This is a genomic window from Paenibacillus sp. GCM10027626, assembly GCF_042676285.1.
GTDB lineage: Bacteria > Bacillota > Bacilli > Paenibacillales > Paenibacillaceae > Paenibacillus_Z.
The window spans coordinates 118,131-140,618 of record NZ_JBHTHC010000005.1 but is presented as its reverse complement, the minus strand read 5'-3'; the positions used below and the strand labels follow the sequence as shown (position 1 = coordinate 140,618).

General features: G+C 48.8%; 17 protein-coding genes. All 17 read left to right on the top strand.

The features are described from left to right. The first annotated feature begins 28 nt into the window (after window positions 1–28). The 17 genes from ACFQ0N_RS12080 to ACFQ0N_RS12000 all read left to right on the top strand — a co-directional run bounded on the left by ACFQ0N_RS12080 (window position 29) and on the right by ACFQ0N_RS12000 (window position 22,331). Window positions 29–1,345, top strand: a complete 1,317-nt coding sequence (locus ACFQ0N_RS12080; protein WP_379326266.1) for a Gfo/Idh/MocA family protein — start codon at window positions 29–31, stop codon at window positions 1,343–1,345. 357 nt (window positions 1,346–1,702) lie between these two features. Continuing rightward, on the top strand, window positions 1,703–3,046 hold the full coding sequence (locus tag ACFQ0N_RS12075) for an ABC transporter substrate-binding protein (protein WP_379326264.1): 1,344 nt from the start codon (window positions 1,703–1,705) through the stop codon (window positions 3,044–3,046). An 88-nt stretch (window positions 3,047–3,134) separates the two neighbouring features. After that, window positions 3,135–4,013 carry a carbohydrate ABC transporter permease gene (locus ACFQ0N_RS12070; protein ID WP_379326262.1) on the top strand — a complete coding sequence of 293 codons (879 nt, stop codon included), beginning with the start codon at window positions 3,135–3,137 and terminating at the stop codon, window positions 4,011–4,013. Then, a complete protein-coding gene (locus ACFQ0N_RS12065) occupies window positions 4,006–4,836 on the top strand; it encodes a carbohydrate ABC transporter permease (RefSeq protein WP_379326260.1) in 831 nt (276 codons plus the stop codon). The genes ACFQ0N_RS12070 and ACFQ0N_RS12065 overlap by 8 nt, the downstream gene beginning before the upstream one ends. A 222-nt stretch (window positions 4,837–5,058) precedes the next feature. Then, window positions 5,059–6,273: a Gfo/Idh/MocA family oxidoreductase gene (locus ACFQ0N_RS12060; protein ID WP_379326258.1), complete on the top strand. Its 1,215-nt coding sequence runs from the start codon at window positions 5,059–5,061 to the stop codon at window positions 6,271–6,273. 14 nt (window positions 6,274–6,287) lie between these two features. Then, complete coding sequence (locus ACFQ0N_RS12055) at window positions 6,288–7,034, top strand: 6-phosphogluconolactonase (RefSeq protein ID WP_379326256.1); 747 nt, start codon at window positions 6,288–6,290, stop codon at window positions 7,032–7,034. A 20-nt stretch (window positions 7,035–7,054) separates the two neighbouring features. Next, complete coding sequence (locus tag ACFQ0N_RS12050; protein WP_379326254.1) at window positions 7,055–9,043, top strand: alpha/beta hydrolase family protein; 1,989 nt, start codon at window positions 7,055–7,057, stop codon at window positions 9,041–9,043. Between the two features lie 214 nt (window positions 9,044–9,257). Then, window positions 9,258–10,307 (top strand): LacI family DNA-binding transcriptional regulator, encoded by a 1,050-nt coding sequence (locus ACFQ0N_RS12045; RefSeq protein ID WP_379326252.1) that lies wholly within the window; start codon window positions 9,258–9,260, stop codon window positions 10,305–10,307. A gap of 319 nt (window positions 10,308–10,626) precedes the next feature. After that, the gene (locus ACFQ0N_RS12040; protein ID WP_379326250.1) at window positions 10,627–10,836 is read left to right on the top strand and encodes a hypothetical protein; all 210 of its coding nucleotides are present in this window, start codon (window positions 10,627–10,629) and stop codon (window positions 10,834–10,836) included. 598 nt (window positions 10,837–11,434) lie between these two features. Beyond that, the gene (locus ACFQ0N_RS12035; protein WP_379326248.1) at window positions 11,435–12,403 is read left to right on the top strand and encodes a LacI family DNA-binding transcriptional regulator; all 969 of its coding nucleotides are present in this window, start codon (window positions 11,435–11,437) and stop codon (window positions 12,401–12,403) included. 167 nt (window positions 12,404–12,570) lie between these two features. Further along, on the top strand, window positions 12,571–13,839 hold the full coding sequence (locus ACFQ0N_RS12030; RefSeq protein ID WP_379326246.1) for a sugar ABC transporter substrate-binding protein: 1,269 nt from the start codon (window positions 12,571–12,573) through the stop codon (window positions 13,837–13,839). A 107-nt stretch (window positions 13,840–13,946) separates the two neighbouring features. Continuing rightward, a complete protein-coding gene (locus ACFQ0N_RS12025) occupies window positions 13,947–14,822 on the top strand; it encodes a carbohydrate ABC transporter permease (protein WP_379326244.1) in 876 nt (291 codons plus the stop codon). Continuing rightward, entirely contained in the window at window positions 14,822–15,658 is an 837-nt protein-coding gene (locus ACFQ0N_RS12020; protein ID WP_379326242.1) for a carbohydrate ABC transporter permease, read from the top strand. The genes ACFQ0N_RS12025 and ACFQ0N_RS12020 overlap by 1 nt, the downstream gene beginning before the upstream one ends. A 37-nt stretch (window positions 15,659–15,695) precedes the next feature. Further along, window positions 15,696–17,342 carry a glycoside hydrolase family 13 protein gene (locus tag ACFQ0N_RS12015; RefSeq protein WP_379326240.1) on the top strand — a complete coding sequence of 549 codons (1,647 nt, stop codon included), beginning with the start codon at window positions 15,696–15,698 and terminating at the stop codon, window positions 17,340–17,342. A gap of 151 nt (window positions 17,343–17,493) precedes the next feature. Beyond that, window positions 17,494–19,038 (top strand): response regulator, encoded by a 1,545-nt coding sequence (locus ACFQ0N_RS12010; RefSeq protein WP_379326238.1) that lies wholly within the window; start codon window positions 17,494–17,496, stop codon window positions 19,036–19,038. Next, window positions 19,038–20,732, top strand: coding sequence for a sensor histidine kinase (locus ACFQ0N_RS12005; protein ID WP_379326236.1), 1,695 nt, complete (start codon window positions 19,038–19,040; stop codon window positions 20,730–20,732). The genes ACFQ0N_RS12010 and ACFQ0N_RS12005 overlap by 1 nt, the downstream gene beginning before the upstream one ends. A gap of 18 nt (window positions 20,733–20,750) precedes the next feature. Beyond that, window positions 20,751–22,331, top strand: a complete 1,581-nt coding sequence (locus tag ACFQ0N_RS12000) for an extracellular solute-binding protein (protein WP_379326234.1) — start codon at window positions 20,751–20,753, stop codon at window positions 22,329–22,331. The last annotated feature ends 157 nt before the right edge of the window (window positions 22,332–22,488 follow it).

The window sequence follows — 22,488 nt, the reverse complement described above, 5'->3', positions numbered from 1 at the left end:
TCGATTACATTCGAAAAAGGAGTTAACGATGACCAAGTCAGAAACGCAAACCGCTTCCAGCGGCGCAGCATTGCAGCCGGTATCCGCGATTATTGTAGGGGCCGGGCATCGCAGCCTGCAATATGCTTCGTACGCTGAAGCGCATCCCGATCAGTTTCGCATCGTCGGTGTGGTAGACCCGGATTCGGAACGGCGCAAATTGGCCGCGGAGCGCTTCGGATTCCCGCTGGACCATTGTTTCGCTTCGGTAGAGCAGCTGACCGCTGTACCCAAACTGGCCGTTGCCGCCATTAACGGAACGATGGATCACCTGCATGTCCGGACGACGCTGCCGCTGCTGAAAGCGGGCTATGACGTGCTGTTGGAGAAGCCGATCGGCATCAGCGAAGAGGAAGTAATGGAACTTCATCAGACTGCCAAATCGTGCGGAAGAACCGTAATGATTTGCCATGTCCTGCGCTATGCGCCGTTCTATGCAAGCATCCGCCAGCAGCTGGAGGCGGGGGCAATCGGAGACATTGTTGCCATCCAGACGGAGGAGAATGTCAGCTACCATCATATGTCTACCGCCTTCGTGCGCGGCAAATGGAACAGTATCGAAAATTGCGGTTCGTCGATGATCATGGCCAAGTGCTGTCATGACCTTGATTTGCTCGCTTGGCTGATGGGCGGAGTTCGGCCCGTAAAAGTAAGCAGCTTCGGCAGCCTGTATCAATTCCGCGAGGAAAAAGCACCGGCAGGCGCAGGAACGCGCTGCCTGGTGGATTGCCCGCTGGAGGAAACTTGCACGTACTCGGCCAAACGCATGTACATGCAGCAAAATTTATGGGGCGCTTACGTATGGGATCGCACCGGTCTTACCGAAGACGACAACGAAGGCAAACTTGAGTCCCTTCGCACGACCAATCCGTACGGCCGCTGCGTCTGGCGCTGCGATAACGACGTCGTCGACCATCAGTCGGTCATCATCGAATTCGCAAGCGGCAGCACTGCCTCGCACAGCTTGACGGGCGCTACGGCTAAGCCGAGCCGCACGATCCATATTACCGGAACGAAGGGCGAAATTTCCGGCACGATGGAGGAAGGAACCTATCTCATCCGTCGTCCGGACGACACCCCGGGCCAAACCTATGCCGAGGAAATGATCCAGCTAAATGTATCGGCCGATATGCACGGCGGGGGCGACTTGCGCCTTGTCGCAGATTTCGTAAGCGCGCTGCGCGGCGAAAGACCGTCATTGTCCTCCACATCGCTGGAAAAATCCATCTACGGCCACCAGATCGGCTTTGCCGCAGAGCGTTCCCGGATGGAGAATCGGATTGTGAACATTGCACCATTATCTTAAACAATATAAATATAAAAGTAAACGATTTCTACTATAATTCTATTCAGTTAAAGTTCATTTCTCTATAGCGGTCTGCATTGTTGCTGCGACCGCGATATTGCCTTATCAAGCAAAGAGTACGAAAATCAGCAGCGTATGCATCAATGCGACGTCCAAAAAATTTCTCATTGCATGGAGCAATCTTTTCGGTTATGATGGGAATAGATCAGGCAAGCGAGATTTTCACCGAAAAAAAGTAATCGATTACCGTATTGTTATCTTGTTTTGCTACCCACGTGAGCGCTTCGCGCAGCGACTGGCGAGTGCTCCAAGCGTGGGTAAACCATTTCGCGGTACATAAAAAAGGGAGGGCTTACATTGAAAAAGAGTTTGCTTGTATTGGCTTCATCCATGTTGGCATTGTCGATCACTGCTTGCGGCAACAGCGGTAACAGCGGCGATAAGCCGGAAGGCGGCAAAAATACGGGGCAAGTCTCGGGAAATCAGGGGGACAGCAATGCGAAGGAGAAGGAGATGGAGCTTAAGATTGGGCTGCCAGGCTCCTATGACGTGACGAAGAAAGAAATTATCGACGGCTTTATTGCCAAGCATCCGAACATTAAGACAACGGTAGTGGAGGCGCCTTGGGGCGATTTTACGAAAAAGGTGCAAACGGAAATTGCCGGCGGAACGGCGCCTGACATTTGGTTTCAAGAAAACGCTGTCATTTTGGGATATGGAGCGCGCGGCGTCGCTGAGGATATAAGCGAGTACATTAAAAGGGACTTGAATGAAGATGATTACATTTCGGGCCTTTTTGCCGCCCAGGCCAGCGACGGCAAGGTATACGGCGTACCGCACGGCATCAACCCGATCGCGCTCGCTTACAATAAGAAGATGTTTGAGGATGCCGGCATTCCTCTGCCGACGAAGGACTGGACGTATGAGGATATGTTGAATGCTGCGAAAAAGCTTTCAAAGGATACGGATGGAGACGGCAAGCTGGATCAATATGGCTTTGGCGCTTCGCAAAGCATTACGACAGGCTGGTATCCGTGGACGCGTGTGAAGGGCGGACATGTATTGGATGAGACGAAGACGAAGGCGATGTTCGACGATCCGAAGTCGCTTGAAGGAATTAAAATATGGGCGAATCTGATCAAGGACGGCATTAGCCCTGACAGCGATTTCTACGGGGCCAACGGCGGTGATTGGAAAGCGTTTGCATCCGGCAAGATGGCGATGTTCTTCATGCAGTATAGCGTTATCCCGCTTATCCATAATGAGTTTCCCGATTTAGACTTTGATACGGTAGAAATTCCAAAAGGTTTTGACGGCAACCGGCTTGTGCCGATGGTAACGAATAGTTGGCTTATTTTCTCGAAAGCAAAGCCGGACGCGAAGGAAGCGGCCTGGGAATTTATGAAATATTACTTGAGCGAGGAAGCGCAGACGATTTTGGCGAAGAGCGGAGCGGCGCTGCCGATTCACAAAAAAGCGATGGATCAGCTGGATCTGACGACAAATCCGAAAAATAAAGCGGCCTACAGCGACGGAATTGCCGAATCGGGTGTCACGCTTGATGAAAATCCAAGCTGGAACGAATGGCGGCTGGCGGCTCAACCGATATTTAACGATATCTTCATTGGCAAATTGACGCCGGAGGAAGGCGTAAAGCAAATGCAGGAGAAAGTGCAAAGCGTGCTGGACGAGAATAACTAGGCTGCAAGGGGCTCTTTGAGCGGGCCCCTGCCTTAGCCTTATTCTGCTGGCGGAAGGCATGCGTTCGGCTTAAAGGGGAGGGAAATGTTTGCATAAACAAAACCACTGGGGATACATTTTGACGCTGCCGTTCATTGTGAACTTCCTTGTATTTTTCGCTTTTCCGTTTATTTTTTCCTTGTATTTGACATTTACCAAATGGGATATGTTCAATGCCCCGGATTGGATCGGGATGAAGAACTGGTCCAAGCTGATTAACGATAAGCCGTTCTGGTATTCGATTCGCAATTCCGCTTTGTTTGCGGCTGTTTTCGTGCCGCTGCAAACGTTGTTTGCGCTTGTGCTGGCGTTTTTTCTTAATCAGGCGATCCGGGCGAAGGCTTTTTACCGGGTCATTTTCTTTCTTCCTGTCGTAACGCCTTGGCTGGCCGGGGGGACGATGTGGAAGTGGATGATGAACAAAACCTACGGATTGCTCAATTATTTTCTTGACATGTTTCATATACCGCCCATTGATTGGCTGGACAGCAGCCACTGGTGGCTGCCGGTGACGAGCGTTGCGATGGTCAACGTATGGAAGGGCGTAGGCTCCTCCATGATTATTTTGCTTGCCGGCATTCAGGCCGTGTCCAAGGAGTTGTACGAGGCCGCATCGCTTGACGGTGCCACCCGCTGGACATTATTCTGGCGGATCGTGTTCCCGATTGTATCGCCGATGATTTTTCTCGTCCTGATTTTGTCGACGATCTCTTCCTTCCAGGCATTCGATGTATTCCTCGTCATGTTCAGCTCCCCTGATATTGTTGCGGAGCAGAAATTGATGCCAAACATTTTAATTTACAAAGATGCCTTCCTGACGTCCAAAATGGGCTATGCTTCCGCAATGTCCTGGGCATTGTTCGTCTTAATTATATCGGTTACGCTTGTGCAGAAATGGTCTGAGAAGAGGTGGGTGCACTATGAATAAACGGTTGTCCTTAAAGAACGGAATCATTCACGTTTTGCTGATTCTCGGCGGGATCGTCATGCTGCTGCCGTTCTATTGGATGGTCGCCACCTCGCTCAAATCGGGAGGCAATGTGACCAAGATCCCGCCACAATGGATTCCGAATCCGATTGACTGGCACTTTTATGAAAAAGTTTGGGTGAAGGTAGATTTCGCGCGCTATACGTTTAACAGCTTTTTCATTGTAGTTCTCGATATTATTGGCACATTGCTTTCCTGCTCGATGGTAGCCTTCGGACTGGCCATGTTCAATTTCAAGCTTAAAAAGGCGATCTATGTGGCGATGCTTTCTACGCTCATGCTGCCTGCGCAGGTGACGATGATACCGGGCTATTTTATTTGGAAATCTTTTGACGGCATTGATACTTATATGCCGCTTATTATTCCGAGTTTTTTGGCAGGAGCGTTCGGCATTTTTCTGCTGCATCAGTTTTATAAAAGTGTGCCCAGAGAGCTGTTTGAGGCAGCGACGATCGACGGCTGCGGCCCTTGGCGGGCGCTATGGCGCATCTATTTCCCGCTGTCGCGCTCGGCGCTTTCCGCACTGGGGATCTTTACGTTTATGGGAGCATGGAGCAACACGATGGGGCCGCTTCTCTATTTGCATGATAAAAAAATGTTCACACTGCCGCTCGGATTGCTGTTCCTTAGCAACGATACGGGCGTGGAGCCGCAGCTGTTAATGGCGGGAGCGGTTATTGTGACAATACCGGTCATTATTGTATTTATTATTGCGCAAAAACAGTTCGTAGAAGGGATTGCTTCTACTGGCTTGAAAGGATAAAGGTGTACCGGCGGGGGAAGCGCAGGCCTTACGCTGCCGGTACTTTTTTTCAACGACCAATAGGAAGCTTATAGAAATCGATTTCCATTGAAATTGCTAGAAAAAAGTTGAGAGAAAATCATTTTTAATGACATAAACAAATGTATGTGCTAAGATAAAAGCGAAAATATAGAAATCGATTACTAAATTGATTCCGTTCGCAGGATGAAAGGAGGAATCAGGGTGAAAAAGGTTGCTCTGGTAGGTGCCGGCGGAAGAGCGCTTCATATGTTTGCCCGGCCGCTTGCAACTGAATTGCGGGAAGATGTGCATTTTTGCGGGGTTTACGATCATAACAAAGTAAGGGCTGCGCTGTTGGCCGAGGAATGTGAGGTGCCGGTTTATACTGATTTTCATCAAATGATCGAGACGGCCAAACCCGATATTGTACTGGTCGCTACGACCGATAATACGCATCATATATATATTAATACCGCGCTGGAAGCCGGCTGTGATGTCATTTCGGAGAAACCGCTTACGACCGATGCTGACAAATGCCAGTCTATTTTGGATACTGAAACGCGAACAGGCCGGCAAGTAACGGTTACGTTCAATCTGCGCTTTACGCCTTATTTTGCCCGGATTAAAGAGGTGCTGGACAGCGGAGCGATCGGTAAGATTTTGCATGTCGATATGCAGTATTTCCTTGACCGCTTGCATGGCGCTGATTATTTTCGCAGATGGCATGCGGAAATGGACAATAGCGGGGGCTTGTTGGTACATAAGTCAACGCATCATTTTGACATTATTAATTGGTGGCTGGGAGCAGATCCGAAGTCTGTGCATGGCTTCGGGACGCGCAGCTTCTACGGTCCGACGCGCGAGCAGTGGGGCGAGCGCTGCTCAACCTGCAGCTACAAGGAAAGCTGCGAGTTTTATGTCGACTATACGCAGGACGAATTTACGAACCGCTATTATATGCAGGCTGAGCAGGAGGACGGCTATTATCGTGACCGCTGTGTGTTCCATGAGCGTATCGATATTTATGACACGATGTCAGTGCAGGTGCGCTACGATAGCGGCGCGATCTTGACCTATTCGCTGGTAACGTACAGCCCGGATGAGGGCTGGAAGGCCGCCATTACGGGAACGGACGGCCGGATGGAGGTGGCTTGCCGCTACAGCGGCCCGGAGCGCGATGAAGAGTCGTATACGATAAAAATAGTTAAGCCGTCAGGCGAAATCCTGACCGAAATCGTGCCGATCGCTTCCGGCGGACACGGGGGCGGCGATGAGAAGCTGCGGGCCATGCTGTTTAAAGGCGGCATAGCCGATCCGCTCGGCCAGCAAGCGGGGAGCAAGGCGGGGGCTATGTCGCTATTGATCGGGGCGGCAGCCAATCGTTCGATTGCAGAAAACAAAGTGATCCAAATCGCAGAATTAATGAACTTTTCATAGGGAGTGTTGAGGAAATGGAACTTCATGTATCGGCAACGGCAGAGCAGGCAGGGGCGGCAGCGGCAGCAAAAACGGCGGAAATCTTGCGGGAACGGATTGCCCGTCAAGGAAAGGCTCGGATTGTCCTATCGACAGGCGCGTCGCAATTTCCTTTTTTTGAAGCGCTAGCTAAGCATCAGATCGAATGGAATAAGGTGGAGATGTTCCATCTGGATGAATATGTCGGTTTGCCCGAATCTCATATTGCCAGCTTCCGCAAATATTTGAAGGAGCGCTTTCTCTCCTTTGCGCCTGTCGCTCAGGCGCATTTGGTGAACGGCGAGGGCGATGTGCAGGGCAACGTTGCTCGGCTGACGGCGGAGATTCGCAAGGCGCCGATCGATCTGGCGCTAATCGGCATTGGGGAAAACGCTCATATTGCCTTCAACGATCCGCCGGCCGATTTTGACACTGACCTGGCCTATAAAGTGGTCGATCTTGATGATGCCTGCAAGGCGCAGCAGGTAGGCGAAGGGTGGTTTGCCGGAGTAAATGATGTGCCCAAGCAGGCGATTACGATGACGGTGCGGCAAATATTGAACAGCACTACTATTATTTCTTGCGTGCCGCATGCAGTTAAGGCGAATGCGATTCGCAATACGCTGCAGGATGGGGTTACTGCACAAGTGCCGGCCTCGATTTTAAAGACGCATGCAGATTGGTGGCTGTTCCTGGATGAGACGTCGGCTTCCGGCATAGATCCGGCGGTTCGCGCTCGCTAATATTGAGAGGGGGACGGAGCATGTTTTGGAAGCCGGAAGAGCTGGCGGTTCACAGGCTCGGCATTTACGATCTGGGCGATCAGCTCAAGCAGCATATCTACTCACGATCCGTGAAGGCGACGGCGGCCGGTGATCAGGCCAGAGACCGCGTTAAGACGCAGGAGGATGTAGAGCGGCGGAAGGAAGCGGCGCGAGCAGCCTTTTTGGCTGGCATCGGCGAATTGCCGCAGACGGATCACCCGCTGGCAGCGCAGATTACAGGCGAGATAAAGCTTGAGGAAATGCGGCTGGAGAGCATCGTATTTGAATCCCGTCCCCATACACATGTGACAGGAACGATGTATATACCGGAGGGCCTCAGTCTACCTGCTGCCGCCGTATTGTTCGTATGCGGGCATTTTGGAGAAGGGCGGCTGGCGCCTAATTATCAGTCGGTATGTCAAACGATCGCTCGTGCTGGCATGATCGTATTTGCAATCGATCCGCCCGGGCAGGGCGAACGCGCCAATTTTTGCGATCCGTCTACCGGGGAGCTTGCTGTTCCTTGCGGTACCTCGGATCACGAGCAGGCAGGCGTGAAGTGCTGGCCGCTTGGTGACGGCCTGGCGCGCTATTTTATCCACGATATTGTGCGGGCTGTCGATTATTTATGCACGCGTCCAGAGGTCGATCCGCAGCGAATCGGCATTACGGGCAATTCCGGCGGCGGCCTACAGACGACGATGGCTATGCTGGTTGAGTCACGTTTGGCTGCGGCGGCTCCGGCTACGTTCGTCATGAACCGCGAGTCGTATTTGTTTGCCGGGCAGGCGCAGGATGCCGAACAGATTTGGCCGGGGATGACCGCCCGCGGCTTCGATCACGAGGATTTGCTGCTGGCGCTGGCGCCCAAGCCGGTGCTGGTGCTGGCGGCGGAATATGACTTTTTTCCGATAGAAGGAACCAGAAGATCGGTAGCCCGTGCCCAGCGATTCTGGGAGATCTACGGTAAAGCCGGAGGGCTGCAGCTGTTCGAGGATCGCTGCACACATCAATATTCGCCGGCGATGGCCGATGCTGCCGCTTCCTTTTTCGCGGCGCAATTCAAGGTGAGGCAGGCTTCTGAGCAGGCTGGCGTGCCGCAGCCGCTGCCTATTGAGCAGTTGTATGCTACCCGGCACGGGCAGGTGCGCAGAGATTATGCTGGCGAGCGCGGCATTAGCGAGATGAATGCTGAGCGCTTGCTGGAGCTGGAGCAGCGGCGGCGGCAGATGCCGGATGAGCAATGCCGCGAGCAAGGGCTTAGATGGCTCAGCGACAAGGTGTTTGATGGCCGCAATCCTGTACCTTGGAACCCCCGGCAATGGACGGTGGGCGAAGTGGGTGCAGGCGCGGGCGCGGTCGGAGAAGGCCTGACGGCTGAAAGCTGGCTGTGGTGGTCGCAGGAAGGGCTGTTCAACCACGCTTATTTGTTCCGCAGCCCTCGTGATGGCGTGGCATCGGCAGATTCACCGCTTGTCATCGCCGTGTGGGAGCGCGGAACGAGGCGGCTGGACGTGCATTGGGCGTGGATTGAAGAAACGGCTGCTGCCGGAAAGACCGTGATGGTATTGGACGTATGCGGCGAGGGAGCGGCGACGCCTCATCCGATCAACGCTGGCGAGTTGTATGGACAATTTGGTACGATGCACAAGCTGGCGACTGACCTTTTCTGGCTGGATGACAGTTTGGGGGCAATGCGCATATTCGATATTTGCCGGGCGATAGCTTTTGTGCAGGAAAGCGGCTATATTGAGGCTGGCCAAGTGGAGGTATACGGGTGCGGAGCCTTTGCTCTTTATGTCACGCTGGCTGCCGCGCTTGATACCGAGCGAAAGGTCGGGCAATGGCGGACCGCTGAGGATGGAGCGGCATCGGTAGCCGAATGGGTTCGGGATAGCCATAGCGGGCAACATTTTGGGCTGGAGACGATCGTCCCGGGTATGCTGCAATATTTTGATTTGCCTGATTTGCGGCGCTGGACTCGATGAGCGACAGAAAGGACGAAAAGGGCGGGGATGACAGGTTTGAAGCTGGCTCTCGAAGGTTATCGATCCCAATAGCCTCATCATCCCGCTTGCCACCGCCGCTGAACAGCTACATTTATTAAATTGACTCTGATATACTAGCATTTAGGAAGAGGGATGATATCGATTACTATTAAGGACATCCAGTTCCTAAATTATCTTACTGGTGGTAATAGAAATGACGAAACGAATTACAATTCACGATATTGCCCGCGAAGCAAATGTCTCTTCCGCTACAGTTTCGCGGGTGCTTAGCAACAGCGACTATCCTGTCAGCGCCAAGCTTCGTACGAGAATTCAGCAGCTTGCTGAAGAGATGAACTATATTCCGAATATGATCGGCAAGCAGCTCAAGACCGATAATAATATGACCATCGGCGTTATTATACCGTCGATCAGCAATCCTTTCTATGCCGCGGTGATGCTGGGAATTGAAGAGGCTGCCCGCAAGAGCGGCTATCAAGTGCTGCTGTGCAACTCCTTGCAGGATAAGAGCCTGGAGGAAGGCTATTTGAAAACGCTGGTCGAAAAGCAGGTAAAAGGTGTAATTCTGTCATCGATTTCCGGCAACTGCAAATTGTTGGCGCAATTGCTCCGCATGGGGCTGCATGTCATTGCCATTGACCAGAAGCTGGATTTGCCGGATGTGCTGCAAATCGAGTTCGATTATTGGCGCGGCGGCCAAATGGCGGCCAATTATTTGCTGGAACAAGGGCATCGCCGCATCGGCTATGTGACAGCGCCGCTTGATCGTCCGAGCCGGCAGCAAATTTATACAGGCTTTTTCGCGGCATTGCAGGCGGCAGGTGTCGAGCTGAACGAGGCGCTAGTCCAGGTTGCCGGGGATGAGAAGGAAGTATACGACGGCATATATGAATTTGAGAATGGCAAGCGGCTTACCCGTCAATTGCTCGAGCTTGAGGCAGCGGAGCGGCCGACCGCTATATTTGCCTGCAACGACTTGACCGCCTTTGGCGTAATCAATGAGCTGGCTGATAACGGGCTCAATGTTCCCGATGATATTTCTGTCATGGGATTTGACAATATTGAGTTTAGCCGCATGATGTCGCCTGCGCTGACGACGGTCAAGCAGCCGAATTATGAGATGGGCAAGCTGGCCTGCTCGATGCTGCTGGATCGTTTGCGTCAAGACAACAATTATGAGACCGGCGTAATGCTCCTGCCACAGCTGGTCGTTCGTAATTCGGTCAAGCAGTATTTGGCTTGATCTTGCCGTCCAATTAAGAGTGAAGCACCCCTGCTTGCGACAGATGGGGGTGCTTTTTTTGTGTTAGGGGGAGGTGTAGGTGCATCGCTGATCCTAGGGTATAGTCATAGAAATACATGTCAACAATAGTTAGAGATTAGTCGTGAGTCAGCATTCGAGAGCATAGTTAAAATCACGTGAAAAAATAGGTGAAATGTGCTAAAATACAGGTGAAACAAACCACCACAGTTCACATTTTCTTCTGATCACTCATAGACTAATAAAGATCAATTTATTTGTCTTGGGGTGACTTATGAAGAAGATGCGGGAGGGAAGAAAAATGCCAGTTATAGCAGATAGAACTAATGGTGAAATGGGAATTGTAGTTCCTTTCAAAGCCAGAAGAAGGAAACCACAACAAGATCCGCTGGATAGGGTAAACAAATATAAAAGAATCATCGATAATTTAAAACCTCTTCATGCTCAAAGCGAAAATTATAGAGAGTCAAGTGGACGGGCGGCATTTGACGATGAAGACGACGATGATTAAGAAGGGAGCTTGTTTTTGAGCTATTATTCTAACAAGGAAAATTGGAAAGAGATTTCAAAACAACAGATCTTTAAGGCATGGGTACCTTATGTGGCTGAAAGACCTATTAGCTTTTTTGTGCCGTAGATCGAATGGAAATTGTTGAGGCCTTGTACATAAATGGTATAGAGCTTGGGGTAATTAAAGAAGACGAAGTTGCGTCTTCTCAAGATGCCGCGGCTAATGAATAAAATGAAGGGAGAGCGAAATACTGCTCTCCCTTTATTTTATGGTTATCTTTGATTCCCCTGTCGCATCCTACGCGGATGCGTGGATTAAAATAACACTAGGCCACGACCGGCAACAGCCATTTCTGTCCCCAACCATCGTCCAGTTTGCCATCTCTGCAATGGATAGCCCATGCGGGCAAATTCTTCTTCCCAGTGAGCAATTGGCTACTTACATATTTTTGGTACATGACATGCGCCATAGCAGATGGCGAAGCCAGACAGGAACCCGAGCACGGTCCACCCGGCCGAAAAATATTTTTAATAAAATTTTATATAAAATCGTTTACATGGTATAGTAATACTATCTAAGTTGAAGGAGAGAGATTCAGGTGGGTGGACTGAAAAAGATAGCTGAAATTACAGGAGTCTCGATTTCTACGGTTTCCAATGTGTTGAACGGCCGAAGCAATGTAGGGCAAGCTACGAAGGAACGGGTGCTGGAAGTATGCTCGGAGCATGGATATTTTCCCAAAGCGCCTCGCGATCCGGTGAATATAAGTAAGTCGAAAGTTATTTTGTTTATTTTCAGCGATTTTGACCGGGATTTTTATTTGAAAATCATTAATGGGGTAAGCGATTGCTTAACGGAGAATGGCTACGAGCTGATGATCTGCACGAGCAAGTCGAGTATGAATTATATGCGCAGCAGCTTTGCCTGCGGGGCGATTGTGCTGGACAGCAGTATAACGGATGAATTTGTCGTTTCCGCGGCGACGGCGGATTTTCCGATTGTATTGATGGATCGGGTCATCGAGAACAAACAGGCCAATACAAAAAGTGTGACGGTGGACAATTATCCGGCGATGTGCGAGCTGGCGCAAGGGCTGGTAGATAAAGGCTTTAAGAAATTCGCCTATCTGGGCGGCCTGGAATTTACGCTTGATAATCGGGAGCGGTTTGCCGCTCTTGTCGATACGTTGGCGAAGAATAATATTGAGTTTGACCGGAAAAAATACTTCTATGGCAACTATCGCGAGAAAAGCGGATATCAGGCAGCCAAGCTGATGATTTTGAGCAATGATTTGCCTGATGTGCTTGTTTGCGCGAACGATAATATGGCAATTGGCGCCATGAAAGCTTTGAAGGAAAACAATATTCGAGTGCCGGAGGACATCTCGGTAACGGGGTTTGACGATTCGGAAATGTCTACAATGGCCGGATTGACGACGATTTCCATTCCGCGCTATGAAGCCGGCTATTTGGCTACCAAGGATCTGCTCGAGATCGTGGAAGGTAACGCCAGCCGGGAGCCGTTTAAACTGAATGCACTAGTCAAATGGAGAAAAACGACGAAATAAAATTTTACTAATCTTGCTCGAAATTTTATTAAAAATAGCTAAAAAACGCTTCTTGTGTCGCGATATTTTACTAAAACGATCAAAAATTTTATTGACTACTCCCACTCTACAATGTTAAAATGACACTGAAAGCGTTTCAAAACATACTGATTTTAGGGGGCATCACATTGAAAACAGTAAAAAGTTTATTGAGTTTACTGACGGTCGTCGTTTTAGTCGGATCATTAGCTGCGTGTGGTGGAAATAAAAAAGATACTAATACCGGTACTGCGACTAACCCGCCTGCCAATACTGAAAAGCTGAAAAAGATTACACTGTTCCAATCGAAGGTTGAAATTGCCGAGCCGTTGGAAGCATTAGCTAAAAAGTACAAGGATGAGACAGGTAATGAGGTAGAGGTATGGGGCTCCGCCGGCGATGCTTACAGCACACAATTGCAAGCGAAGCTGGCAGCTGGGCAAGGACCGAACATTTTTAGTGTAGCAACCGGTGCAGAAGCCGAGAAATTCAAATCGTACTTGTACGATTTAAGCAATGAACCGTTCGTCAGCAATATTGCGCCTAATGTCGCTTTGAAATCGGATGATAAAATTGTAGGTGTTCCGTATGGCGTTGAAGGTTTCGGCATAGTTTACAATAAGAGCCTGGTGACTGAAAACGATGTAGCCGATCTGGATTCCTTCACCAAAACATTGGAGAAACTGAAAGCAGACGGCAAGAACGGTTTTAGTCTTTCGCAAGAAGCTTACTTCTTGATTGCCCATATTATCAATATTCCTTTTGCTCTGCAGCCGGATTCGAAAGCTTTTGTCGAGAAACTGAACAAAGGCGAAGTGAAAATGGCCGATACGAAGGAATTCCAGCAATTCGGTAAATTTATGGATGCGATTAAAGCTAATACGGTCAATCCGCTGGAAGTGAAATATGATTCACAAATGGGTGACTTCGCGACAGGTAAAACTGCAATGGTGCATCAAGGCAACTGGAGCTACGGCATGCTGGCTGATTATGGCGATCTTGGTTTTGATATCGGCATGCTGCCATTCCCGCTGGAAGGCAACAAAAAGCTGTCGGTTGGCGTAGCGAGCAACTGGGTTGTTAACGCCAAGTCCGGCGCCGACGAAATTAAAGCGGCCAGCGCGTTCCTGAACTGGCTCTTTACAAGTGAAACAGGAACAAAAACGATCGTAAATGAATTTAAGTTTATTCCTGCTTTGACTAATGTTTCGGCAGAAGATCTTGATCCGCTGTCCAAAGCGGTATTCGAGGCTACAAAGAACGGCGAGACGCTGCCTTGGGCTTTCAATGATTTCCCGCAAGGCATTATCGTCAACGATTTGGCGCCAGCAACGCAAGAGTTTTTCCTGGATAAAAATATGACTGGCGAGCAATTCATCAAAAAGCTGGATGATGTATGGGCGAAAGCAACAAAATAGTGCTATAGCTTCCCGGTAGCCATTCACGAAAGCCTAACGAGTTTGATCAGTTAGGCTTTCGCTGTTCCAGGGCGGTGCACAACGAATCTATTCAGAAATGAGTGAAGATGATGAAAGCAAAGGACAAAGCCTGGTTCGCGTTATTTACGGTGCCGTTGCTATTTGTCTTTACGACGGTTGTAATTATCCCGTTTATCATCGGGATAATGTACTCCTTTGTCAACTGGGACGGCATTCCGGCCAATCCCAAAGTATTCGTCGGCTTCGACAATTATGTCAAACTGTTTCAGGACGAACGTTTTCTCGCTTCCTCGTGGCATACCATTAAGTTTACGGTGCTGACTTTGATTTCCGTCAATCTTCTTGGTTTATTGCTATCATTGTTCGTCACGGCGAGACTACGTGTAAGCAATGCGGCGCGTACCTTGTTTTTTATGCCTAACTTGATTGGCGGTCTGATTCTCGGTTATATCTGGCAATTTATTTTTACAGACGCATTCAAGCTGATCGGTGAAAAAACAGGTCTGCAAAGTATCTTCTATAACTGGCTGCTTGATCCTACTTTTGCGTTGTACGCAATGGTGATTGTATTCACGTGGCAAATGGCCGGCTACACGATGATTATTTACATTGCAGGCATTCAAGGAATTCCGGATGACTTGATGGAAGCGGCGAAGGTGGATGGGGCAAATCTCTGGCACCGCATTACGAAAATTATTTTTCCGCTCCTTATGCCAGCCTTTACGATTTGCTTGTTCTTGACTTTGTCTGGCGCCTTCAAAATATTTGACGTCAACTTGAGCTTGACGAAGGGCGGGCCTAATAACGCAACGGAAATGTTCGCCATGAACATTTTTAATGAAATATTCGGTTATGGCCACTACGGGCTTGGCCAGGCTAAAGCGATTATCTTCTTCTTTATTGTAGCGGCGCTTACGCTGACACAGGTCATTATTACGAAACGGAGAGAGGTGCAAATGTAATGAGAAAAACAAGCAAATGGATTTTTGAGATCTTGCTTCTCATACTTGCGCTGATCTTTTTGTCCCCTATTTACTTAATGCTTGTCAACTCATTCAAAAATCGGGCGGAGCTGTATGAGAATGCATTAGCGCTGCCCTCTTCCTTCAGCTTTCAATATTACACGAAGGCGATGGAAAAAATGAATTATTGGACGGCATTCGGCAACTCCTTATTCGTCACCATCGTCTCGGTCATTATTGTCGTTTTATTGGCTTCCATGACCGCCTGGATGCTGGTGCGGACCGATAATAAGCTGAGCAAAATTATCTTTTTAGTCTTTGTTTCGACGATGCTCATTCCATTCCAAACGTTGATGATGCCTCTGATGCAGGTGATGGACTGGATTCGCACCACGCTCCATATTCCGATGCTGAACACGCACGGGGGGCTCATTTATATGAACGTTGGCTTCCATGCCAGTATGGCGGTGTTTCTGTATCATGGTTTCATCAAGTCGGTTCCGATTGCACTGGAAGAGGCTGCAACATTGGACGGCTGCAGCAAATTCGGCGTCTTCTGGAGAATTGTGTTCCCGATGCTGACCACCATTACGATAACGGTGGCGATTTTGGATGTCATCGCGATTTGGAACGACTACCTGCTGCCTTCGCTTACTTTGTCCGATAAAGGCTTAAGGACGATTCCGTTATCGACCTTCTATTTCTTTGGAGAATTTACGATTGTATGGAATTTGGCGATGGCTGGTTTGACATTGACCATTATTCCGGTCGTTATCTTCTACTTCTTCGCACAGAAATACATTGTAAAAGGAATCGCGGCCGGCGCAGTAAAATAAACAACGGTTCTAAGTTAAAGACGGAGGGCAAAAACGAATGGCAGTAAGCAATAAAGTATGGTGGAAGGAAGCTGTAGTGTATCAGGTTTACTGGAGAAGCTTCTATGACTCGAACGGCGATGGTTACGGCGATCTGGAAGGCCTGATACACAAGCTGGACTATATTCAGGAGCTCGGCGTTGATATCATTTGGCTGAATCCGGTGTTTGTCTCTCCCGATCTCGATAATGGCTATGATATTGCCGACTATGAGGCGTTGATGCCCAAAGCCGGCACGATGGAAATATGGGAGAAGCTGCTCGCTGAAGTCCATGCCCGCGGCATGAAGCTGATTATGGATTTGGTCGTGAATCATACATCCGATCAGCATCCGTGGTTTCTGGAATCGAAGTCTTCCCGCGACAATCCGAAGCGCGATTGGTATATATGGAAGGATGCGGCGGGCGGGCAGGCGCCAAACAACTGGCGCTCCTACTTTTCCCCTTCGACATGGGAATGGGATGAACGGACCGGCCAATATTATTTCCATTCCTTCGCTGTGGAGCAGCCGGATTTGAACTGGGCCAATGAAGAGCTGCGGCAGGAAATTAACCGTATGATGCGGGCTTGGCTCGATAAAGGCATCGACGGCTTCCGCCTGGATGCGATCGCTTTGCTGGCCAAGCCGGAGCAATTTACCGATGCGGAGAATCCGGACGATATCAGCTATCTGACTAATCGTCCTGGAGTGCATGAATATTTGCAGGAAATGAATGAACAGGTGCTTCGCCATTATGACATCGTAACGGTTGGCGAGACGGCGTTTGTTACCCCGGAGGAAGGCTTGAAGTATGTCGGGGAAGACCGCGGCGAGCTGAATATGCTGTTCCATTTTGAAGTATGCGATGAAATGGCGACTTGGGATATGCTGCGGTTCAAAGATATTCAGCGCCGCTGGTACAATGGGCTTTGGGGAAAGGGCTCAAATTCCCAGTTTTTGAACAATCACGATCATACGAGACAAGTAACCCGCTATGGCAACGACGGAACGTATCGCGTACAGGCGGCCAAGCTGCTGGCGACGATGCTGCATACTTTGCCTGGCATCCCTTATATCTACCAGGGAGAAGAGATCGGTATGACCGGAGTCCGCTTCGCTTCGATCGATCAATACAACGATATCGCGATGAAGAACCGCTATGCCGAGGAGGTTGGCAAAGGCCGGGACCCTGAAGAGGTTCTGCGGAGCCTGCAGGCCCTTAGCCGCGATAATTCGCGCACGCCGATGCAGTGGGACGATTCGCAGAACGCCGGGTTTACGAAGGGCAAGCCGTGGATCAACATCAATCCTAACTACAAAGAGATCAACGTAGAAAAGGACTTAGCGCATTCGGATTCGATTTACCGCTATTACCAGCAGTTGATCTCGCTGCGCAAGCAGCATGAAGTGATGGTGTACGGCGAGTTCACGGAATTGCCGGAATGGATGGATAGCGAGCAGCTTTATGTATATACACGTACACTTGGCGGCCGCTGTTGGCTCATTTTCCTCAATCATTCCGAGGAAACGCAGCATGTTGCATGGCCCGCGGGTTATGAGGGGCGAGCGCGGACGCTGCTGCTGGGCAACTATGCGGCGGATGGGGCGGACGCGGGGCGTTTGGAGCTAAAGCCGTATGAAGCGCGGATTTATGAGCTTATTTGAGAAAATTTGTAAAAAGCTTCTTTCAGTAGTTGGCTTGGTCAACTGCTGAGGGAGGCTTTTTGTTGTATTCAAAGAAAAATTGCCGTAATATGGAATCATATTGAATGTTAACGCTTTCAAACGAGTGCGACAAAGTATAAGGAGGAAATCAATGTACAGCTTGTTGATTGTTGATAATGAACGGATCGACCGGGAAGGAATCAAGCTGTTGATTCAAAAGTTTAATCTGCCGCTAGCGGTAACGGAAGCAGAGAGCGGCAAACAAGCGCTTGCTTTCTTGCAAAACGGCGAATTTGACATTTTACTTTCCGATATAAAAATGCCTTTCATGGACGGTTTGGAGCTTGCCCAACAGGCACGCGAACTAAAACCGCATTTGAAAATTATTATTTTCAGCGCTTATGGGGAATTTGATTATGCTAAACAAGCGATCCATATCGGCGTTGCCCATTATATTTTGAAGCCTATTCGTATGGAAGAGTTTCTGAAAGTGATGGATAAAGTGCTGGCTCAGTGCAAAGCGGAGGAGGAAGCGCGGATCCATAATGAAATGCTTCTGCAAGGATACAAGAAGGGGCTGCAGTATGAAAAAGAAAAAGTGCTGTTGGATTTATTGCAGGGAAACGAGGCCGATAGCAGTCAAATCAAAGAACTAGACCTTCACATTGTGAATAAGACGATCATGCTAATTTTATTCGATTTCAAAGAGCGGTTTTTTGATACTCGCGGTACGGAATTTGAGCTTCAAGTGCCGGCCTGGTTTTCCTCATTTGCAGGGTTGGAATATGTGAATTTGAATGAATATCAGAGTATCGTGTTTGTGTGGTTGGGTGAGTCGGCTGATTTAACGGCATTGGAGCAATTAGGAGACAGGCTCAAGCATGAAGTAACCGATACGTTTATGACCATTGTTTGTATCGTGTTAAGCAATCCGGTTAACAGCAGGGAAGAAATACATACGGAATATATGAATATGGAAAAAAAGACCGAAAACAAGTTTTTTTATGATCGCAGCGTTGTTTTATTTTCAGCGGGACCAGATAAAGCGGCACAAAATCATGTCGCTGAAGCGGAGTCTTATTTGGCGCAAATCCATCGGCATATTGAATTAAGAGAGTACGGCCATGCAGACCAGGCCATTGAACGATTCTTCGCAATGCTGCAGACGGACCGGAAGCTGCCCGTTACTTATATAAAATTTATTTGCACGGCGATCATGCAAAAGCTGTTCAAAAGTACGGAGCGGCACCATGAGCTCATACCGGATATGGCGGAAAATATTTACGGGGCGGCAACGCTGCTCGAGGTAAAGTCGATCCTGATGCAAATTGTGCAGCAATATGGTGAAAACGCGGTGCAGGCCGCCAAGTCGGGAGGCAAGCTGATCACCGAAGTGCTGGACGTCATTCATCGGGAGTACAGCAATGATATCAGTCTGGAATATGTCGCGGATCAAGTTTATTTATCGCCAAGCTATTTGAGTCATTTGTTCAAAAAAGAGACGGGACAAAGCTTTATGAAATATGTAACGTCATACCGTTTCGAGAAGTCATTGGAGCTGTTGCTGAATACCAACATGAAAATTTCTGATATTAGCCGGGAGGTTGGTTACAACAGCCATTCTTATTTCTGTTCGATCTTCAAAAACTATTACGGTCTCAGTCCGGCGCAATACCGCGAACGGGGGAGCTCATAATGCGCAAGGCGCTTAACGGATTCAAAAATCTGCCGTTCAAATATAAAATATTGCTTTCCTACATTATTGTCATTTTAATCCCGGTTCTCAGTCTTGGCTTATATTCGTTTCAGCAGTCCAAAGGTTTTTTAGAAAAGCAGGAGCAGCGCAATCTGGCCGCTTCCGCAGAAAAGATAGCCGATCATCTTGGCTATAAAATCAGCTTATACAACAATATTACGGACTTTATCGTGTATAATACGCGGCTGCAGCAATTGTTTAACAACAATTACAAGGATAAGGTTTCACTGGCGGCGGATTTGAAAACGATTCTGGTGCCCACGATAACGAATATTCAATTTATTAATCAGGGCATCGCGGAAGTCACCTTTTATACTAAACAGGGAATTCCTGAGTTTGGCACGCTTGTTCTTGATTACTCGCGAATTGCTGATGAGCTGTGGGCCGTTGAAACGGAAGGCAGCTATATGCCGAAGTGGATTTCGCGAAATGGCGATTTGTTCATTGCCCGCAAGTTTATCGATATCTACAGTGACAGAGAGCTGGGGGTTGTCAGTCTTGCACTGGACTACGATCAGCTGTTTAAAGAGACATTATCAATGAATGCCCAGGAGTATGGTGTGCTAATCGCAGATGAAAACAGGCGGCCAATCTACTCCAACCGCCCTGCAGATGTTGCCGTTCAAGCGCTGGCCAGCGGCCGTTTTATGAAAGTGGAGCAGCTTATCGCCAATTCGGGCTGGTCGCTGCAATGTTTTATTCCTTACGATTCTATCCTGCAGCAGAGCGACCAAATTTTGCGGGCTACGATCGTGGTATGCGTGGCTTGCATTCTAGGTTTGTTATTAATTATATGGATGTTCTCGAATACCTTGGTCAAAAGAATCCGGCACTTGAATGCCAAAATGAAACAGGTTGAAATCGGCCAGCTGGCGGTGGAGGTTTCGAGCGACGCATCGGATGAGATCGGGCAGTTGACGAACAGGTTTGGCAAAATGCTGAAAACAATCAATCATTTGATCGAGGATGTCTATCGCAGCAAGCTTACGCAAAAAGAAGCGGAGCTAAAGGCGCTGCAAGCGCAAATCCGCCCTCATTTTCTGTACAACAGCCTAAACATTATCAATTGGCGGGCGATTATGAATAATGATACTGAGACGAGCCACATTGCGACCAGACTGTCGGACTTTTACCGGACAACGTTAAATAAAGGCGATAATATGATATCTGTTCGTGATGAGTTGCTTAATATGAAGGCCTATATCGATATTCAACTGATTATGCATGAGCACAGTTTTGATATACATTATGAGCTTGATGAGGAAATCTATGCTTTCGAAATGCTTAATCTCATTTTGCAGCCGATCGTCGAAAATGCAATCGAGCATGGTATTGACTGCAAAACGGAGGGCAGGGGGGAACTGCATGTACGAGGATACGCGGAGGATGATTATATTCAATTTATGATCAAGGATAACGGCCCGGGCATGGAACAAGAGCGGATGAGTCAGCTCTGGCAGCACCAGTCTTCAGGCTATGGACTGAAAAATGTAAGGGAGCGGCTCCTGCTCTATTTCGGCAATACGTCGGGTATAGAGATCGAAAGCAAGCCGGGTAAAGGGACGAGGTGCCGGATTCAAATTCCAAAGTATTGCCGCGAGCAGCGGAATGGCACGGATCAGAATATCATTTGATGAAAAGGAGCGCGAGCAATGAGAAGAGGACGGCGGTTGAAGCTTCGGCTTATAGGAAGCTTATGTCTGCTGGGCGTTTTATCAGGCTGTTTTGGCGAGGAGATGCAAGAGAGGCAGGAGATGCGACAGCTGCCGCAAAAATCGCCATACAGCGCCGAAATCAGCCAGCGGCTAACGGAACAAAAAAATAAGTGGCATATTGGCGAGCCCTTCACTTTCAATTGGTATATCAATTTGCCGGGCTGGAAGTTTAACGGAAAGTGGACCGACTACCCGATTTTGAAAGATGTCAGTGAAATTACAGGAGCCATTCCGGCCATTCAATCTCCGAAAGGCAGTTTCAGTGACAATATGAATCTGATGATCGCTTCCGGCACGCTGCCTGATATGATCACATTCGATATGAACGACCCGGCGATCGAGCGGCTGATCCGCCGGGGGCTGCTGTATTCGTATGATGAATTGATCGACAAATATGCGCCGGAGTTCCGCGATGAAATCCCTGAAGACGTCTATCAGTTCACCAAATCCGAATTTGATGGCCAGTTATACGGCCTGCCCAGCTTTTTTATTCCGCAATGGCGGTTTGATCAGAAGAAGGATATCGGCGCGCTGGCCTACCATGTGCGAAAAGATATTTATGCGGAATTAGGTTCTCCTGATATGTCGTCGCCGGAGGGCTTTATAGCCGCGCTGCGGTCATTCAAGCAGAAATATCCGACGCTTAGGGGCAAGCCGTCGATCCCGTTGTCCGCAGGCGAGAACGGGTGGGCGCTGGAAATGCTGGAGGAGTCGTTTGGCATCAAGCCGCTTTATATTGATGAGACGGGGAAGGCGCATATTAAATATAAAAATCCGCAATTTGTTCCTTTTATTACATTCGCCAATCAATTATACCGGGAGGGGCTGCTGGACCCTGATTATATGCTGAAGCAGCAGCCGCAATTGGAGGAAGACTGGGAGGCGCGGGTGTTTGCCGCTCCGCTGCATTATTTCGGCTTTGGCAGAGCAGGCGATAAATTTGTCGCCATCGAGCCGCTGCAAGCTGTTCCCGGCGTGGAATTTCCCAGCCACAACAGATTGGGCTGGACCTTTACGGCCATTACGAAGAATGCCAAAAATCCGGAGGCTTTAATTAAGTTTGCCAGATATATGTGGAGCACTGACGGGAATCTGCTTGTCAATTATGGTCATGAGCGTGAAAACTATATCATCAAGGATGATGGCATCGAAAGAACGATTGGTACGGAAAGTGACGGCATCTGGACGTTCCGGTTTTTTTATCATGAATGGTTTCCTTTAAAAGAAAAGCTGGAGGATGTCAGAAATCCGCTCGTTAATGCTTATGCAGCGGACTGGTCGGCGTTCTATTCTAAAATTAACCCGCCGGCAACAAGTCCGGAAGGAATCATCGAGACGCAAATGTTAACGATTATCGCTGCCGAGTATCCGAAGATCATTACGGCCGAACCAGAGAACAGGGCAATAGAGCTGTATAAAGGCATGCTAACGATGCTGGAGGGAATTGGTGTGGAGCAGCTGGAGCAATACTATGACGCAAGGTATAAGAAAAATATTAAACAGTTTTACGGAAAATAAGCTTAAAACTTATAGCTTTCAAAAAAAAGTGAAATTTAAATCCTTCCGTTGATCAAGCATAATGAAATTGTCGCTGTTAGTTGATCTTAGCCGGGCTGAAAGCGCCATCTTTTGGATATCGGCGGCGGCCCGCTGCCGGGAAAGCGGCTGACAATGA

What these genes read in the sequence shown, in the direction of transcription:
- ACFQ0N_RS12080 (WP_379326266.1), top strand. Translation starts at nt 29, where the DNA reads ATGACCAAGTCAGAAACGCAAACCGCTTCCAGCGGCGCAGCATTGCAG.
- ACFQ0N_RS12065 (WP_379326260.1), top strand. Translation starts at nt 4,006, where the DNA reads ATGAATAAACGGTTGTCCTTAAAGAACGGAATCATTCACGTTTTGCTG.
- ACFQ0N_RS12055 (WP_379326256.1), top strand. Translation starts at nt 6,288, where the DNA reads ATGGAACTTCATGTATCGGCAACGGCAGAGCAGGCAGGGGCGGCAGCG.
- ACFQ0N_RS12050 (WP_379326254.1), top strand. Translation starts at nt 7,055, where the DNA reads ATGTTTTGGAAGCCGGAAGAGCTGGCGGTTCACAGGCTCGGCATTTAC.
- ACFQ0N_RS12045 (WP_379326252.1), top strand. Translation starts at nt 9,258, where the DNA reads ATGACGAAACGAATTACAATTCACGATATTGCCCGCGAAGCAAATGTC.
- ACFQ0N_RS12040 (WP_379326250.1), top strand. Translation starts at nt 10,627, where the DNA reads ATGCCAGTTATAGCAGATAGAACTAATGGTGAAATGGGAATTGTAGTT.
- ACFQ0N_RS12025 (WP_379326244.1), top strand. Translation starts at nt 13,947, where the DNA reads ATGATGAAAGCAAAGGACAAAGCCTGGTTCGCGTTATTTACGGTGCCG.
- ACFQ0N_RS12020 (WP_379326242.1), top strand. Translation starts at nt 14,822, where the DNA reads ATGAGAAAAACAAGCAAATGGATTTTTGAGATCTTGCTTCTCATACTT.
- ACFQ0N_RS12015 (WP_379326240.1), top strand. Translation starts at nt 15,696, where the DNA reads ATGGCAGTAAGCAATAAAGTATGGTGGAAGGAAGCTGTAGTGTATCAG.
- ACFQ0N_RS12010 (WP_379326238.1), top strand. Translation starts at nt 17,494, where the DNA reads ATGTACAGCTTGTTGATTGTTGATAATGAACGGATCGACCGGGAAGGA.
- ACFQ0N_RS12005 (WP_379326236.1), top strand. Translation starts at nt 19,038, where the DNA reads ATGCGCAAGGCGCTTAACGGATTCAAAAATCTGCCGTTCAAATATAAA.
- ACFQ0N_RS12000 (WP_379326234.1), top strand. Translation starts at nt 20,751, where the DNA reads ATGAGAAGAGGACGGCGGTTGAAGCTTCGGCTTATAGGAAGCTTATGT.